This is a genomic window from Candidatus Hadarchaeales archaeon (genome assembly GCA_038823825.1).
Classification (GTDB): domain Archaea; phylum Hadarchaeota; class Hadarchaeia; order Hadarchaeales; family Hadarchaeaceae; genus JAVZGN01.
In genome coordinates, this window is sequence record JAWBCC010000001.1 from 114,969 (window position 1) to 129,817 (window position 14,849).

Annotated in this window: 18 protein-coding genes and 1 other RNA gene; 9 read left to right on the forward strand and 10 right to left on the reverse strand. The window is 45.3% G+C overall.

Annotation, left to right across the window (positions count from 1 at the left end):
• Positions 1 to 49: 49 nt before the first annotated feature.
• Both QXF64_00605 and rnpB read right to left on the reverse strand, forming a co-directional pair.
• Entirely contained in the window at positions 50 to 634 is a 585-nt protein-coding gene (locus QXF64_00605) for a rubrerythrin family protein (protein ID MEM1688997.1), read from the reverse strand.
• 50 nt (positions 635 to 684) lie between these two features.
• Positions 685 to 976, reverse strand: an RNA gene (gene rnpB / locus QXF64_00610) — RNase P RNA component.
• Positions 977 to 1,055: 79 nt separating this feature from the next.
• Between rnpB and QXF64_00615 the strand changes: the two genes are divergently transcribed.
• Together QXF64_00615 and QXF64_00620 are read left to right on the forward strand one after the other, a co-directional pair.
• On the forward strand, positions 1,056 to 1,631 hold the full coding sequence (locus QXF64_00615; GenBank protein ID MEM1688998.1) for a MarC family protein: 576 nt from the start codon (positions 1,056 to 1,058) through the stop codon (positions 1,629 to 1,631).
• Positions 1,632 to 1,673: 42 nt separating this feature from the next.
• Positions 1,674 to 2,114, forward strand: coding sequence for a nucleoside 2-deoxyribosyltransferase (locus QXF64_00620; GenBank protein MEM1688999.1), 441 nt, complete (start codon positions 1,674 to 1,676; stop codon positions 2,112 to 2,114).
• Here QXF64_00620 and glnA read toward each other — a convergent pair.
• Both glnA and QXF64_00630 read right to left on the reverse strand, forming a co-directional pair.
• Positions 2,074 to 3,396, reverse strand: coding sequence for a type I glutamate--ammonia ligase (glnA, locus tag QXF64_00625; GenBank protein MEM1689000.1), 1,323 nt, complete (start codon positions 3,394 to 3,396; stop codon positions 2,074 to 2,076). The genes QXF64_00620 and glnA overlap by 41 nt on opposite strands.
• A gap of 42 nt (positions 3,397 to 3,438) precedes the next feature.
• Positions 3,439 to 4,530 (reverse strand): MFS transporter, encoded by a 1,092-nt coding sequence (locus tag QXF64_00630; GenBank protein MEM1689001.1) that lies wholly within the window; start codon positions 4,528 to 4,530, stop codon positions 3,439 to 3,441.
• Positions 4,531 to 4,879: 349 nt separating this feature from the next.
• Between QXF64_00630 and QXF64_00635 the strand changes: the two genes are divergently transcribed.
• A complete protein-coding gene (locus QXF64_00635; protein MEM1689002.1) occupies positions 4,880 to 5,140 on the forward strand; it encodes an elongation factor 1-beta in 261 nt (86 codons plus the stop codon).
• A gap of 33 nt (positions 5,141 to 5,173) precedes the next feature.
• On the forward strand, positions 5,174 to 6,073 hold the full coding sequence (locus QXF64_00640) for a cation diffusion facilitator family transporter (GenBank protein MEM1689003.1): 900 nt from the start codon (positions 5,174 to 5,176) through the stop codon (positions 6,071 to 6,073).
• On the opposite strand, the gene QXF64_00645 is transcribed toward QXF64_00640, so the two are convergent.
• From QXF64_00645 to QXF64_00665, 5 genes are read right to left on the reverse strand one after another with little or no spacing between them, the layout of a single operon-like run.
• Positions 6,039 to 7,040, reverse strand: a complete 1,002-nt coding sequence (locus tag QXF64_00645; protein ID MEM1689004.1) for a histone deacetylase — start codon at positions 7,038 to 7,040, stop codon at positions 6,039 to 6,041. The genes QXF64_00640 and QXF64_00645 overlap by 35 nt on opposite strands.
• Entirely contained in the window at positions 7,037 to 7,708 is a 672-nt protein-coding gene (locus QXF64_00650; protein MEM1689005.1) for a diphthine--ammonia ligase, read from the reverse strand. Before QXF64_00650 ends, QXF64_00645 begins: the two co-directional genes overlap by 4 nt.
• Before the next feature lie 45 nt (positions 7,709 to 7,753).
• A complete protein-coding gene (locus tag QXF64_00655; protein MEM1689006.1) occupies positions 7,754 to 8,980 on the reverse strand; it encodes a tripartite tricarboxylate transporter permease in 1,227 nt (408 codons plus the stop codon).
• Complete coding sequence (locus tag QXF64_00660) at positions 8,977 to 9,648, reverse strand: OB-fold nucleic acid binding domain-containing protein (GenBank protein ID MEM1689007.1); 672 nt, start codon at positions 9,646 to 9,648, stop codon at positions 8,977 to 8,979. Before QXF64_00660 ends, QXF64_00655 begins: the two co-directional genes overlap by 4 nt.
• 45 nt (positions 9,649 to 9,693) lie before the next feature.
• Positions 9,694 to 9,972 carry a DUF4389 domain-containing protein gene (locus QXF64_00665; protein ID MEM1689008.1) on the reverse strand — a complete coding sequence of 93 codons (279 nt, stop codon included), beginning with the start codon at positions 9,970 to 9,972 and terminating at the stop codon, positions 9,694 to 9,696.
• 123 nt (positions 9,973 to 10,095) lie between these two features.
• Here QXF64_00665 and QXF64_00670 point away from each other — a divergent pair, with 123 nt between their 5' ends.
• Together QXF64_00670 and QXF64_00675 are read left to right on the forward strand one after the other, a co-directional pair.
• Complete coding sequence (locus QXF64_00670) at positions 10,096 to 10,326, forward strand: PRC-barrel domain-containing protein (protein MEM1689009.1); 231 nt, start codon at positions 10,096 to 10,098, stop codon at positions 10,324 to 10,326.
• Positions 10,323 to 10,868: a gamma carbonic anhydrase family protein gene (locus QXF64_00675; GenBank protein MEM1689010.1), complete on the forward strand. Its 546-nt coding sequence runs from the start codon at positions 10,323 to 10,325 to the stop codon at positions 10,866 to 10,868. The genes QXF64_00670 and QXF64_00675 overlap by 4 nt, the downstream gene beginning before the upstream one ends.
• Here QXF64_00675 and QXF64_00680 read toward each other — a convergent pair.
• A complete protein-coding gene (locus tag QXF64_00680; protein ID MEM1689011.1) occupies positions 10,849 to 11,910 on the reverse strand; it encodes a radical SAM protein in 1,062 nt (353 codons plus the stop codon). The two genes, QXF64_00675 and QXF64_00680, sit on opposite strands and share 20 nt — an antisense overlap.
• Before the next feature lie 50 nt (positions 11,911 to 11,960).
• Between QXF64_00680 and QXF64_00685 the strand changes: the two genes are divergently transcribed.
• The 3 genes from QXF64_00685 to QXF64_00695 are packed head-to-tail and all read left to right on the forward strand — an operon-like array spanning position 11,961 to position 14,846.
• Positions 11,961 to 12,515, forward strand: a complete 555-nt coding sequence (locus QXF64_00685; GenBank protein MEM1689012.1) for a TATA-box-binding protein — start codon at positions 11,961 to 11,963, stop codon at positions 12,513 to 12,515.
• Between the two features lie 31 nt (positions 12,516 to 12,546).
• Positions 12,547 to 13,584 carry a THUMP domain-containing protein gene (locus tag QXF64_00690; protein MEM1689013.1) on the forward strand — a complete coding sequence of 346 codons (1,038 nt, stop codon included), beginning with the start codon at positions 12,547 to 12,549 and terminating at the stop codon, positions 13,582 to 13,584.
• Positions 13,581 to 14,846, forward strand: a complete 1,266-nt coding sequence (locus tag QXF64_00695; GenBank protein ID MEM1689014.1) for a hypothetical protein — start codon at positions 13,581 to 13,583, stop codon at positions 14,844 to 14,846. Before QXF64_00690 ends, QXF64_00695 begins: the two co-directional genes overlap by 4 nt.
• Positions 14,847 to 14,849: the final 3 nt, after the last annotated feature.

Below are 14,849 nucleotides of genomic sequence, written 5' to 3' on the forward strand. Positions count from 1 at the left end.
TTGGGGTAGTTATCTTTTCAAGCCTATATTAAGATGATAGTCGGACTATCTAGTACTCTTCACACTTGACTTGATAGAAGCTCCGCGGGTGTCCGCACGATGGACATTCTTGGGGAGGTTCAGTTCCGTAGTGGACATAACCGCACTCTCTGCAAACCCACCAGATCGGCTCAGGTTTCTTGAAAACAGTTCCGTTCTGAACCTCCTTCAGAAGTTTTTTGAATCTCTCCTCATGGTGTTCTTCGGCTTTCGCTATCGCTCTTAGTCTGTTCGCGATTTCATGGAGGCCCTCTTCATCAGCTATTTTCGCAAATTCCGGGTACATTTTCGTGTACTCATAGTTTTCGCCGGCAATGGCAGCCTCGAGATTTTGTTTAGTATTTCCGAAGACAACCGGAGCGGATGCTTCTACGACTACTTCATTGAAGCTTTCTCCACTCTTCTCTTTAAGTTCGTTCAGTAGACGGAAAAGCCAACTTGCGTGCTCTCTCTCGTTGTCGGCTGTGATGAGAAAAATTTCAGCGATTTGTTCGTAACCTTCTTTTTTCGCAACCTTGGCATAGAAAGTATATCTGTTTCTTGCTTGCGACTCCCCTATAAATGCCTTTGCCAAGTTTTGAATTGTTTTTTTCATGGTATCCTACTTTTTTAGTTGTCAACTCTTTTTATTTTTTTCGGTTGCCGGCGTGCTGGCTGTAACCCGTCTTCTGTTTTCAGGCGACATTCAGCTAAGCGGGCTACCACCCGTCTCAGGTGGGTATTCATCGACGGAAATTTGCCCTTGCACCTCGCAGAGCCAGCCGTTTCATCCCCGACTGTCCGACTTCAGCGTCTCCGCATCATCACATTAGGACAGTCAGGGTGTCGTTTCTGTGCTGGCTTTCCCGGCTTCTCAGCCGTGCCCTTTCGGGCTGCGATCCCACCCGGTGGACGGTGTTTCCTCAGGCTTTCGCCCGGCAGTCGCCCGCCAGCTCGCCGGCAATTTTAGTTTTGTTCAACTTGGGATAAAATCCTTATTACTCTCCGAGTTCTAATTTCAGCAGTAGGTGAAGACAATGATCGGAGAGTTTCTGAAAATATTTATTTCGATTTTTGTCATAATGGATCCATTTGCAAGTCTGCCGCTCTTTATGATTTTGACGAAAGGAAAGAACGTCAAAAAATCTGCTCTTTACGCGATAGGTGTGGCATCTCTAGTTCTTTTCACATTTCTTTTCTTGGGGGAGTACATTTTCACGATCTTCGGGGTCAAATTTTACTCTTTCAAGGTCGCAGGCGGTGTTCTGCTTTTCATACTCTCGGCAGAGACAATATTGGGGATAGAACCCGTTAAAAGGAAAAAGCACGGGCCAGAGCTCGTTCTCATCGGAACCCCAATGTTGACAGGCCCCGGCGTCATGGCAACTACCGTAATCTTTTCTCAAGAAACAGGCTACCTTGTTACCTCCTTGGCTTCTCTTGCAGCGCTTTTCTTGAGTTTTCTTATCTTGGTTCTTTCAAAGGAGATTGCGAGACTTCTCGGAGAGACTGGTGTGGAGATCGCCTCCAGGGTTATAGGAGTTCTACTTGGCGCTATTGCAATCGAGTTCATCGCTTCAGGAATAAAGGAAGCGATAGTTACTCTTGGATAAGGTTAAGAAATATGGTTGGCAAAAAATAACTGAATGAAAGGCATGAAGATATTTATAGCAGGTCCGCTTTTTTCCCAAGCCGAAAGGGAGTTTAACGCTAAACTTGACGAGTTACTGCGCAAGAACGGCTTCGAAACGATTCTTCCTCAACGGGATATTGGAGAAGTTTGGAAGACAGATATCAATTACAGGAAAATCTATGAAATGGATTTGCGTGCGATTGAAGAAGCGGATGTCGTGGTCGCAGTTCTGGATGGTCCGGATGTTGATTCGGGAACAGCGTTTGAGATCGGATACGCGACCGCAAAGGGAAAGCCAGTCGTAGGATTAAAAACCGATATCAGAACTTTTGCACAGATGGAAGAAGTTAACAACATGATTCTTCAATCGGTCAGAAAAATCGTAAAAGATTTCGAATCGCTTCTGATCGTATTAAAAGAAATCAGAGAAGCGGGAGAAGATTCCTTATTTCCCAGTCGGTAATTTGGGCAGAGTACTCTTCCCATTCTTTTCTTTTGACGTACAGGAAGTGGTGGAACAAATGATCTCCCAAGGCTTCTCTGACCAGTTTGCTTTTTCTCATGCATTCTAAGGCTTCGCCCAAGTTTGCCGGGAGAGATTCAATCCCCATCGTTTCCCGTTCTTCCGGAGTCATTCTGTAGATATCCCGTTCTATGGGATCTGGTGGAAGGATTTTCTCCTCTATTCCCTTCAGTCCGGCCGCGAGCATTACAGTAAATTGTAGGTAGGGATTTCCGGCAGGGTCGGGGCTTCTCACCTCAACTCTCGTTTTGATTTCTCTCCCAGCTGGAACCCGGATATATGCGCTGCGATTAAGATTGGCCCAAGAGATATATACCGGGGCCTCATAGCCCGGAACCAACCTCTTGTAAGAATTTACGGTTGAGGCCAAGATTGCACATATTTCTCTTGCGTATCTGATCAAGCCACCTATGAAGCATAATGCTTCTTGGCTTAGTTTGTACGGACCCTTTGGATCGTAAAATACATTTTTTCCCTCAGATGTCATCAGCGATATGTGGGTGTGCATTCCGCTCCCATTCACTCCGTAAATAGGTTTTGGCATGAAAGTTGCATATAACCCGTGCTTCTCCGCAATGGTTTTTGTGACATATTTCATCATAGAGACTCTGTCTGCCGAGGTTATCGCATCCGCATACTTCAAATCGATTTCGTGTTGTCCGGGAGCAACCTCGTGATGTGAGGCTTCAACCTCAAACCCCATCGCATTTAGGTAATTCACAATCTCTTTTCTGACATTTTCTCCCCTATCACGCATGAGATCGAAGTATCCGCCGTAGTCGGAAGGTTTTGTCGTGGGGTCACCGTTTTCGGTTTGCAAAAGCAAAAAGAACTCGTACTCCGGAGCGGTATAGCATATCCATCCTTGTTTCCTTGCTATTTTGGTGATTCTTTCAAGCGCCCATCTCGGATCTCCCTCAAACCTGTTTCCAGCATGATCGTAGACTTCGCAAACCATTCTTGCTGTTTTTAAATCATTTTCAGTCCATGGCAAGATTACAAACGAGTTTGGATCCGGCTTGAGTCTCATGTCCGACTCTTCGATAGTGGCATAACCGAGAACAGAAGAACCGTCGAAGAATATCCCCTCTTCCAGCGCCTTCTTGAGCTGAGTAGATGGTATGGTTATGCTCTTGACAGTACCCAAAATGTCGGTAAATTGAAGCTGGATGAACTTGACATTCTCTCTCTTTACGGTTTGAATCACGTCTTCTTCCTTCATCTGTCTTACCAGTATAGGTTGAGTTCAAGACTTAAAAGTTTGTTATTTAATAAACCTTGAGCACACAAAACCACCCAGCGATAATATTCCGGCAAGAACCCCCGTCATTCTCATTCCAGCCACGTGCGATACAAATCCTCCTAAAACGGGTCCGACTACCATGGAGAGGCTTATTGTGGAACCCAGAAGCCCCGTTGAGGTGGCTTTTCCAGCATTTTTCTCCAAAAGGTGTGTGAGCGCTCCGATGTACAGAAAGCTCCACGCTCCGGCAATCATTAGCATTACCGGAATCAGCTGTAGGTAAGAAGTAACTACAGAATAAAGAAGAAACGCACTTGTGGAAAGAATCAATCCGATTCTGAAAATTTTTCTGCCGTTCCAGCTACCGGCTTTTCTCCCCAGCGTTCCCATTATAAAGAACTGGCTTCCGGTGTTGATGGCATCAAGCATGCCTATCCAGAAAATGGGCGTACCAAGTTCCTCCTTCAGGAAGACAGGGAAAATGGCCCAAACGGCGTAAGCTCCGGCATGTCGCAGAAAATAAGAGAGATAAAGCGGTAAATTTCTCGCGAGGATTTCTTTAACAGAACTGTTTAGTCTTCGGGTTCTCTCCTGACTTTTTAAGCCGAGTGAAGTCAGAAAGCCGAAGGCAAAGAAGAGTCCAGCGATCATAAAACCTTCTCTCCATCTACCGACCACTCCGGCTATCAGATATCCCATAGCCCAACCGAGTGATCCGAAACCGGCCAGCCATCCGATTTTTTGTCGGTAGTCTTTTGTTCCAAAGATATAGGAAAAAAGCGGAAATGTGCACATCCCTACCGAAATCCCAGCCATTGCTCTGAGCACAATCATCGACAGAAAATCTTTCATGTAAATCTGCATGCCGAAAAAAATGGTTCCCACGCACAGCCCTGCGCATACTATCTCTTTCTCTTTCCCTGTGAGATCTGCAAGTTTTCCGAAGATCGTATATGAAAAGAAAGAGGCCAGTCCGTATGCAGATCCAATTATACCGATATCGGCAAGAGATAGCCCGATATCCTTGGCGAGCAATGGTACGAAAAGGGCAGAGAGTGAAATCGCTGCATTGACTGCAAGCATTATCGCGTAAGGATGATATTCCCGTCTCATGATAACCTATCCTTATATTCTTTTGGTTGTTAAATACAGACGTATGAAGGAATCTGTCCGACGCTTGCTTGCGATACTTTTAGTAATCCTTTTTATTTTGTCAATGGCTGTTTCATTCATAATCGCCATTCTAGGTGGAAAAGCTTAAAAAAAGGTTACATGAGAGAGTGAGGAGAGCATGCCGAAGTGTACATCGTGTGGCAGGGAAATTAGTCCGGGGCAGTCAGCTGTCCATTTCCCCTGCCCCTCCTGCGGAGAATTCGAAATTTGGAGATGCAGCACCTGCCGAAAACTGAGCGTTTCATACACTTGTCATAAATGTGGTTTTACGGGACCATAGGTGTCTATCATGGGAGAAGTTGTTGTTATTTTGAGAGTGATGCCAGAAGATACAGAGGTGAATCTTGCGGAACTTGAAAAGCGGATAAGAGAAAAAGTCAAGGTCTTTGCTGTTGAGAGAGAACCCATAGCGTTTGGTCTCGAGGCTTTAAGGATAGCAACTGTCGTTGAGGATAAGGAAGGCGGGACCGAGCCACTTGAACGGGAGATTTCTTCCATCCCGGGCGTTGCAAGTGTCGAAGTTATCGGTCTCTCACGGATTTTCTTATGAATTTTTAAGTCTTCATAGACTTTCTTTTATCTGATGGGAAGAAAAGAAATAGAAAAAGTCTTTTTGATCTCTCTGCTTCTGACAACTTTAATCGGTCTGATGCAGATTTCCGCATCCTTTCTATTTGGAAGTTTGGCTCTTCTCGCCGTGGGCATAGAATCTTTATCGGACTCCATAACGACAGTAGTGGCTCTAGGTGGATTCAGAATATCGAGGAAACCGGCGGACAAGAGACATCATTACGGCCACTGGCAGGCGGAGTCGCTTGTAGCCTTGCTTTTTGCCGTGGTTCTTTTGGTCTCCGGAGCTAGAATTCTCTTATCTTCAGTGGATCGTCTCAGACACGGGACAAATTCAACTTTTTCTTCTGAGGTCCTCCTTACACCTTCACTTTCAGCAATAGTTTTTGTTTTACTCGCATCATATAAGATGAAAGTTGGAAAGGAAGAAAAATGTCTGCCACTTATTTCTGACGCTTATCATACTTTCATGGACTTTCTCTCAAGCATAAGCGTAGTAATAGGTCTGGTTCTCGCCATAAGAGGAAACATTCTAGCAGACCCGATTGTAGCTCTAATTATATCAGGAATTCTTTTTTATCTCAGCTTCTCACTTGGTCGCTCGGCCTTGAGTGCGCTGATGGAAACAGCCCCATCAGAGGACACAGTCTTGAAGATAAGGAAAATCTGCGCAGAGACACCAGGTGTTGAGAGCTTTCACAGGCTCAGAACTAGACGCTCCGGTCCAAAAATTTTTGTGGATGTTCACGTGCTCGTAGATTCCGAAATGAGTTTACGAAAGGCACACGATGTTGCAACCGAAATAGAGCGCAGATTGAAGTCAAAAATTCCGGAGATAAGCTCTGTGACCGTTCACGTAGAACCTCATGCGAGGAAGGCTAAATCCTCCACTTCCAAGACAAAAAGTTCTTGAGAGTTTCCACAACCTTGATTTCTCTTTTGATGGGGCTCCGGAATTTTGCACCTCTGAGAGCTTTGATGACGTTTGTCACGCTTTCGCCGAGCGCTTTTAAGTTGTAACCTCCCTCCAGCACAAAGACAACTCTTCCACCGCATACTTTCTTTGCAGTTTCCAGTATCCTTTCGGCCATCCATCCGTAAAATTCGCTGCTCAGTTCTAGCTGTGTAAGTGGATCCCAAATATGTCCGTCAAAACCGGCGGAGATAGCAATCAGGCCAGGTTCAAACTGCTCCGCTATTGGACAAACGACTTCCTCAATGATAGTCGCATATTCACCGTCACCGGTTCCGGGAGGAACAGGCACATTTACATTGAAACCTCTTCCTCTCCCTTCTCCAATCTCTTCCACCCGTCCAGTTCCAGGATACAGGGGAAACTGATGAATGGATAAATAGAGAACATCTGGATCGGTATAAAAAATGTCTTGCGTACCATTTCCGTGATGGGCGTCAAAATCAAAAATCATAATTCTATCGAAGACGTTCAGTAGATCCTTGGTCATTATTGCTACGTTGTTCAGGTAACAGAATCCTCCACCAAAATCGCTTGAGGCGTGATGTCCAGGTGGTCTGACGAGAGCAAACGTGTTGTCCGCTTTTTTCTCCGCAACCAATCTTCCGGCTATTAGGGCTCCTCCAGCGGCTAAGAGTGCGATCTCGAGAGTGTTCTCTCTGGTCGGCGTGTCTGAATCTAAAAAAGCTTGATCCTTAGTCATCTCTTTGAGAAGCTCGATGTAATTTTTGCTGTGTACAGTCAGAATTTCGTTCATTTTCGCTGATTCAGGTTCTAGAACATTTGTCCACAGTTCATTTCGTTTAAGAGTTTCCACTATTGCATGCAACCTCTGTGGCGATTCAGGATGCCAAGCTCCAGGATTATGCTCCAGATATCTTGGAGAATAAATGAGAGCAAGTCTCATTTCTTTTCCTCCAGTTCGGCTTTTTTGACCAAATAAACCCCTCTTAAGCCGTCCCACAGAATCTCCGCTTCATCGATTTTTATTCTGAACTTGAAAAATGGTGCGTCCAGAACGAGAGTCTCGTATTCTCCTCCTTCCCCACAGGGGTTGATTCCATACTTCTTCGAGAGTTCAAGAAACTTTCTTACTTCATCCTCCCCAACTTTTTTTCCTAACCACTCTTTTCCCAAACCCTCCGCAAAAACGCCGGTTATTATAAAGCTTATTCCGGATCTCAATTCTTCACGCAATACCTCCTCCGGCTCTCTATTCCAGAGAGGAGCGATATGAGACTTCCGCAATTTGCGGCAGATTTCATCAAGGTTGTTTTTTTGAAATTTTGACGATATCACACCACTCACTATTCCTTCGACATCGGCTTTCTTCAGTATTTTCTCCAAGAATGGAATTTCTTCTCTCTTTCCTCCAGTGAATCTGAGCCCCTCAACCGGAATTCCAATACATTTGGAAAAGAGTTCATACAGATGGACGTTAGGATGGTGAAACATCCATGAGTCTTCTCTTTGCGGTAAAACAAAGATGATCTTTTCGATCTCATGTTCTTTCATTGCAAGCCAAAGAGCAAAAATGGAATCTTTACCACCACTACAGAGAGCGGCGAGTTTCATCACGTAATTCTTTCTCCAAAAGGGAATTTTAACAAGTAGGATGTTTTACGCAAGCCCGAACATGGAGAGCGTAGATTCTTTAACACCAGCAAAGAAGAGAATGCATGGTAACAAAATTACACCCATCGCGTGGGTTCTTTTAACCTGAACGACTGCTGGAAGGACTCCAATCGATGTCGCTGTCGCAAAAACTAGAAGCCCGACAAATCCCGAGTAGAAGAAAACGAGAAATGTGATGAAGACCAGAACTGCCGCACACAAACCCCTGTATGGAAGTTTTGACATTTCTCTGGCCATAATCTTGGAAAGTTTGAGCGTGAGAAGTCCAGCGATTCCGCCAGCGAAGAGAGAAACACCAACCATGATGATAAGTTCTCTACTTCCGATCTCGAGAATCTGCCCAACCGCAACCGCCGCTCCACTCCTGCCTCTTCCTATAGCATAAAGCGCGGCAAAAGAAAATAGAGCCTTCGAAGTATTGACGCTACTTACCGCTGCGAGAAAATCTTCTGTTCCCTTACAACCACTCACAAGCTGCGCAAGCACGGTTCCTTGTGATGGTCCTATGCCCGGGATAATTCCAGTCACAGCTCCGGCGAATGCTCCAGTTAAAATCGGCTTCTTCAATCCGTCCGGTTCTCTATCATCTATCTTTTGTTCCGGAAGTTGGCAGTTGCTCGCTATGCTCGGAAGGAGAACACTGGCTCCAAAAAGTCCGGAGAGGAGGGGCATTAGGGCAGTCTCGGATTTCAGAATTCCTCCATCCAAAGCAACAAGTCCCAGAAAACCAGAGAGAACAAAGATTACACAAGACCAAACAATTTTACTAGGAGATCGCTCTATTGCGATCATAACAATCACCACAAACAGCAGAAGCCAGTGCATGTTTGGTTTTATCAATCCATATGCGGGTTCAACTATCATGAGAAATGGAAAAAGAAAGGCGGCGCTCACTAGCAATCCTCCCAGGCATCCGAAAACTACGAGTTTTATGGCGTAGTGACCTCTTCCATCTAAAAGTAGCCTGTGTGCTGGAAGAACGGATAACTCAGTTCCCTCTTCCGGAACGCCCAAATATGTGGAAGGTATATAGCTGACAAAAACGTTTGTGATAGACATAGCAACTATCAAGGAAGCGATTTCAACAGATCCCGAGCCTCCTGCTAAGATAACAAAAGCCGGCGTTAAATTGTTGACATGTAAACCCGGAATCATTCCAGTGATTACTCCAAGAAGAACGCCCGCGAGCATCCATAGGATTAGCACAATCATTTTAGGAAAGTTTCAAGCTTTTGGATACAAAGATGACTCGTCACCTTAAGTTCGATTTCGTTATTATATAACTGCAACCATCCCCCAATCACGACTTCATCCCCAACGTGCACTTCGGGTATTCCTTCAACGATTTTTGACGGTATGAAGACCTTCAGTTTCCTACCGTTTTCTCCTATGTTCAATATGATGTTTCCAGCACCAATTATCTCTCGGCTGGAAACTATACCGTAAACTTTGACGGGTTTTCCTAGATTCTCTTCCTTAATTTCTGAAATGCTAGCCGGAGCCGTATGCACGATTTTTATGTCTTCTGGCTTGGAAGGAATAACCTCCAGCTCGTTTTGGTAAACCGAAACATTTCCCCTAATCTCCACGTAGTCAAGCAATCCTATTGTCAGGGTTAACTTTGACGCCAGATTGGAAAAGATTGGGACAGTTATAATCCCTCCGGAGTCATCTTTGATCTTAAGGAACATGTGCTTGTTGCCGGAACTCTGTACATCAATTATTTGTCCGGAGATTATCACTCTGGCGCCGATGAAACTATTATCTATTTTTGCGATCGGAGTGATTCTCTGTGAAATCGATAAAGCAGTTGCGTAAACCGCGGCCAAGCCCGCGAGCGACGAGATAAGACTCAATCTGACTATTTTTCCGTTCCCCATCCGCGCCTAGGTTTTTGCGAAGGAGGTTTAAGCGTGCGAACGGATTTAGCGAATATCTACTGGTAGTACTTCCTCGGGCCCCTTCTTTCCTATCGGCCAAGGTCGATCATTTGTGATCAGATAGAGATATCTGGCAACCAGTAGAGAGTAAGTGACGTATCGGTTGGTGAATTTTGCCATGCCGAGGTGTCGCTTGCCCAGAATGAGTGTATAGAGCCAGTGTATCACCACGACAAGCCCAGCGACAAAACCCCAGACAGCAAGAATTATTCCGTAGATGATGGCCAGAGGAATCCTTAAAATCAATTCTAATCGTTCTCCCATTGCACCTCCACAAACGATAACGCGAGAAAACTTATAAGGGTTGTTATGCGATTTTTCAGATTGCTTCTTTTCAATGGCAAAGTTAAAAAGGATGATGTTTAATCAGTAATCGAGGTGAAAATTGTGAAAAGAGTTGGACAGCTTGTCGGTTTGAAAATCTACACAGATAAAGCGAAATACGTTGGAGTCGTCGAAGATGTTCTGATAGATGACAGAGTTGGAGCTGTTGTAGGCTTGGTTATAGGGAAAAGAGCTGAAAAGGCCATAAGCGTGCCTTACAGCGGTGTTCTAGCAGTCGGCGACATAATAATCGTTCAATCGAAGAAAGAAGAGACCATCGGTGCCACGGCATGATTGAAGAATTCGAGGGCAAAAGGCCGAAGATATCAAAGAAAGCCTTTGTGCACCCCTCGGCCGTCGTGATAGGTGATGTTAGGATAGGAGATTTTTCGAGTGTATGGCCTGGCGCCGTCATCCGTGGAGATTTAGGCAGGATAACGATTGGGAAGTACACATGTATCCAAGACAACGTGGTTATCCACGCTGGAGACGTTTATGACAGCCGAGTTAGAGCTTCTCCCACAAGGGTAGGAAACTATGTCATCGTTGGTCACCTAGCCTTGGTCCATGGCGCAACAATTGAGGATCAGACACTTATCGGCGGACAGGCCACAATTTTCAATGATGCTATTGTACGGAAAGGTGCGATGGTAGGTATTGGCGCTGTTGTTTTAAGAGGGGCGGAGGTACCTCGCAGAACGGTGGTTGTGGGGATTCCGGCCAGACCGCTTAGGCAAGTTACGCCTGCGGAGTTCAAAGGAATAAAAACGCAGGCGATTCATTATTCGAAGCTTGCAACCCGTTATCTCAAAGCTTTCAAAGAGGGAAAAAGGTAGTCTCCAACCTGTCCTGTGTTGGATACTCTTCGACAAGCGCGAATTTCAGGTTTTTCTCTAGTTTAGCCAGTTTTTCCGCTAACCTCCAGTGAAGTTCGATTCTTTTCTTTTCCCTGTTCAGATAGATTTCGTCTTGTTTTAATCGGTATTTTCTCATCAGATATTTATGCACTTCGGTCAGTTCCTGAGTTTTTAATCCGGTTATGATTCCTTTGAAAAGGAGTCCATCTTCGTTCACCTCTTCGTGTGGTTTTGCCACGTTGAAGGCTTTTCTGATCAATCTCTTTCTCAGCTGAACAGAATCTTTCACAATGCTCGAGCAGTAATGAATCGTGAGCGTAGCGTTTTTCGCCCCCCATTTTGCGACGGTGAGGGCACATTCTCTACTTCCTTCTGCGGCAACGGCCGAGTCCTCTCTAAGTCTAAATCCCCTTCTATGAAGGTTTGCCGCGTTTGTCTCTGAAAACTCCAGCTCGTTCAGATTTATGAAGACTCCTTCTATTTCGTCAAGTTTTCTGATCAAATTTATTATTCTATCCTCCCAGCCAGGCACTGCTGGAATCTCTATCCCCGCATCCAGTCCTACGCCTATAGCCTTTACAACAGGCTCTGAAGTTAAGAGATGAAATCTAACTTCATCGATTCCGGCTTCTTTCATCTTTTTGAGTTTTTCGCGAGAAACATCCTCACAAAGGTAGACATGAATGTGGTGTTCTTTCCCAAATTTTTCTTTCAGGAGCTTGGAGTATCTAAGCATTCTTCGAAATCTGAGCATCGGGTCCCCACCGGTTATACCGGTACCAAGCGCGTCCATTTCCTCGGCCTCGGCAACGATATCTCTCCAGCTTCTGACAAGTCTCTCGTTCGCATAGACTACGTCTTTCTGTCTTCTCTTTTCGGAAAGAGGACAGTAGAAACATCTCCTTCTGCATAATCCCGTCAAGAAGAGGACGAGCTTGGCTCCTTGGAGACAGAGATCACATCCAAGGGGCAGGTTTCCAACGACGAATCCTCCGCCTTCAGTGTCTTTAAGCTTCCGCATTTTCTCCCAATCCTTTTTTATACCCCTAAGACCATTACTTTTAGGTAAATATGTCTAAGGTAAAAATCGAAGTCCAGAACATTGTTTTGTCCGTCATATACCCAAACACAGAGTTTGATCTTGAAAAATTAGCCCGCACGTTGGAAGATGCTAGATATGATCCTGAAGTTTTTCCCGGAATAGCCTATAAATCTGAAGACCCACCGGCATCTTTTCTGATTTTCGCCTCCGGAAAAATGAACTGTGTTGGGGCGAAAAGCATGAAAGACGCCAAGCTCGCTATAGAAAAGTTGACAAAGAAGCTGAAAGCGAGTGGGGCGAAAATAAAAGGCCCCCCGAAAGTCCAGGTTCAGAATATAGTCTCCTCTTTCGATTTTTTCAGAGAGTTTGACCTAGAGGCAATTGCAAGAAGCTTCGATAACACGGAGTACGAGCCGGAGGTATTTCCGGGCCTCGTCTTCAGGCTTGATGATCCAAAGGTTGTAATTCTGCTTTTCGTCTCTGGCAAGGGTGTGTGTGCTGGAGCAAAGACGATGGCAGAGATAAAGAGAACCGCCGAAAAAATGGATCGTCTGCTGGGTAACAAGTTCTCCGCAAAGGTCTAATTTAAAGATAGTCCAGTCTACTTTTTAAAAGATGAAGGTCGTCGTCGTTAGATACGGGGAGATTGCCCTAAAAAGCGGGCCTGTGCGCTCCAAATTTGAGAAAATCTTGCTTTCAAACATACGGAGGATGATAAGAAGCTTCGGTCACGCTTATAAAAAATCCGCTAGGATAATCGTGGAAAGCGAATTTCCATGGAAAGTATGTAAAGTCATTTCGAAGATTCCGGGCGTTGTTTCCTGCAGCCCCGCGGTGCGTGTCAGATCTGTTTTACCGGAAATAGTGCAAAACGCCACGAAAATCGCAAAGAGAACGGTGAAAAAAGGTGAGACTTTTGCCGTCCGGACGAGCAGGGAGGGAAAGCACGAGTTCACAAGCATGGATGTCAATAGGATTGTGGGAGAGAGCATTCTCCGTTCGTTGCCCGGTTCTAAGGTAGATCTCTCTAATCCCGATCGCGAAATCTTCATAGATATTCGTGAAGATGAGACATACATCTTCACCGAGAAAATAAGTGGGGTTGGAGGCCTGCCTGTTGGTAGCGAGGGCAAGGCCATATGCATTTTTGATGGGAGCGGCAGGGACGTAAAGGCTGCCTTTTTGATGATGAAAAGAGGTTGCGTCATCCAGATTTTATCCGAAGCGTCAAATGTCCATAGAGCTAAGAGTCTATTGGTTCACCATCCTCATTTGACAGTTTTCATCCTGCCTGAAAGTTTCACAAAGTCGATCAAACAAACACCTCCCCGGCTTAGAACGATCGTCAAAAAGAGGGCTCTCGTCAAGATAGCCGACTTGCTTTCGGTTAGAACGGGTTCTGTTTGCCTAGTACTTCCAGATGGTCTGGAATTTGTTCGAAAATTTGGACTTGAAGGGATTCGTTTTGTTGACGAGGCTTCAAGCAATTCGCCTATACTTCGTCCCCTACTCGGGGGAGATCTGCTGAAAGCGGAGCCAAAGCCTTCAAGTAAAATTTTTCAAATTCAGAAAAAGCGAGTCCTAGAGCTAGAAAGGGAAATCCTTAAAGATTTGGATGGAATTGTGAATTCTCTTGTGAGGAGGAAACTATGAAGCTTGTCGTGAAGCCTGCCGGCGAGATAAAGCCAAACTTCGAGATGTTGCCTTCAAAACTTCATACACAGCTGGCCAGTTCGCTGGCAATGCTCGCGAGAGGAAAAGTGGAAATTCGGTCACCTTTGCAAGTTTCCGACACGCGAGTAATTCTCAAAATTTTGGAGGATCTCGGTTTTCTAGTCAAGAAAAACCAGTCGTCTTGGACAATTTATCCCCCTGACAGGTTGACTCTCGTCAAAAAATCGATCAGTGTTGGAGGATCAGCAACAGCTTTGGCGATGATATCGGCTGCTCTAAGCCTTTTTCAAGTTTCGATTGTGGTTTCTGGAGATTCTTCGCTCAGAGCAAGGAGGATGTCCGGTCTCCTTTCAGCATTTCATAAAATGGGGCTAGACGTTCATTCGACAAAAAAAGATGAAACACCGCCCTTCATCATTTTCGGTGGAGAAGTAAAAGGAGGAAGGATTTCGCTCACAGCCGAGGAAGTAAGATATCTGCCCGCGCTGGCGATTCCAGCTTGCGGGACCACAGAAGAAACCGTTTTCCAATTTCCACAAAAAGGAGCGCAGCCGTATGTAGAACCGGTTCTCGATGTCTTCGGCTCTGCACGTCTGAGAATCGAAAGCATGCGCGAAATATTGTCATTTCCAAAGCAACTTGTTCCAGGATTCACGTACACGGTAAAAGAGGAGCTGTCAAGCTCTGCTCCTTTTGTAATTCTTTCTCTGCTCGGTGGCGAGGAAGTCAAAACGAAGCTAGGCAAAATCTCCGGAAGAGATCAGATATTTTTGTCCGCGCTCAGAAAGTTCGGCGTAAAAATCTCGCAAACCAAGCGCTCTATCTCCATTTATCCCGGCAAACTGAGAGGCACCAATCTAGATATTTCACCAATCCCAGAACTGCTCCCGTTCTTCGCCTTATTTGCGTGCTTTGCGAAAGGTAGAACAATCATCACAGGTATTGAGGCAGCCAAACAGTCGAAATCTAACAGAGCGGAGGCGATCTTTTCAGGCCTGAGGCGCATGGGAGCCGAAGTGATACTCTACAAAGACAAGTTGATCGTCAAGGGACCATGTAAGCTGAAAGGAAGAGAAGTAGATGGGGCAAACGATTACGCCGTGACTGCAACTCTTGCAGTCGCAGGAGCTTTTGCAAATGGAGAAGTTTCGATAACAAACGGACCCGAGGCGTTGAAGCAAGCATATCCGAGCTTTATTTCCACACTTAAGCAAATGGGCGTAGAAACATCATATATCTGAGTC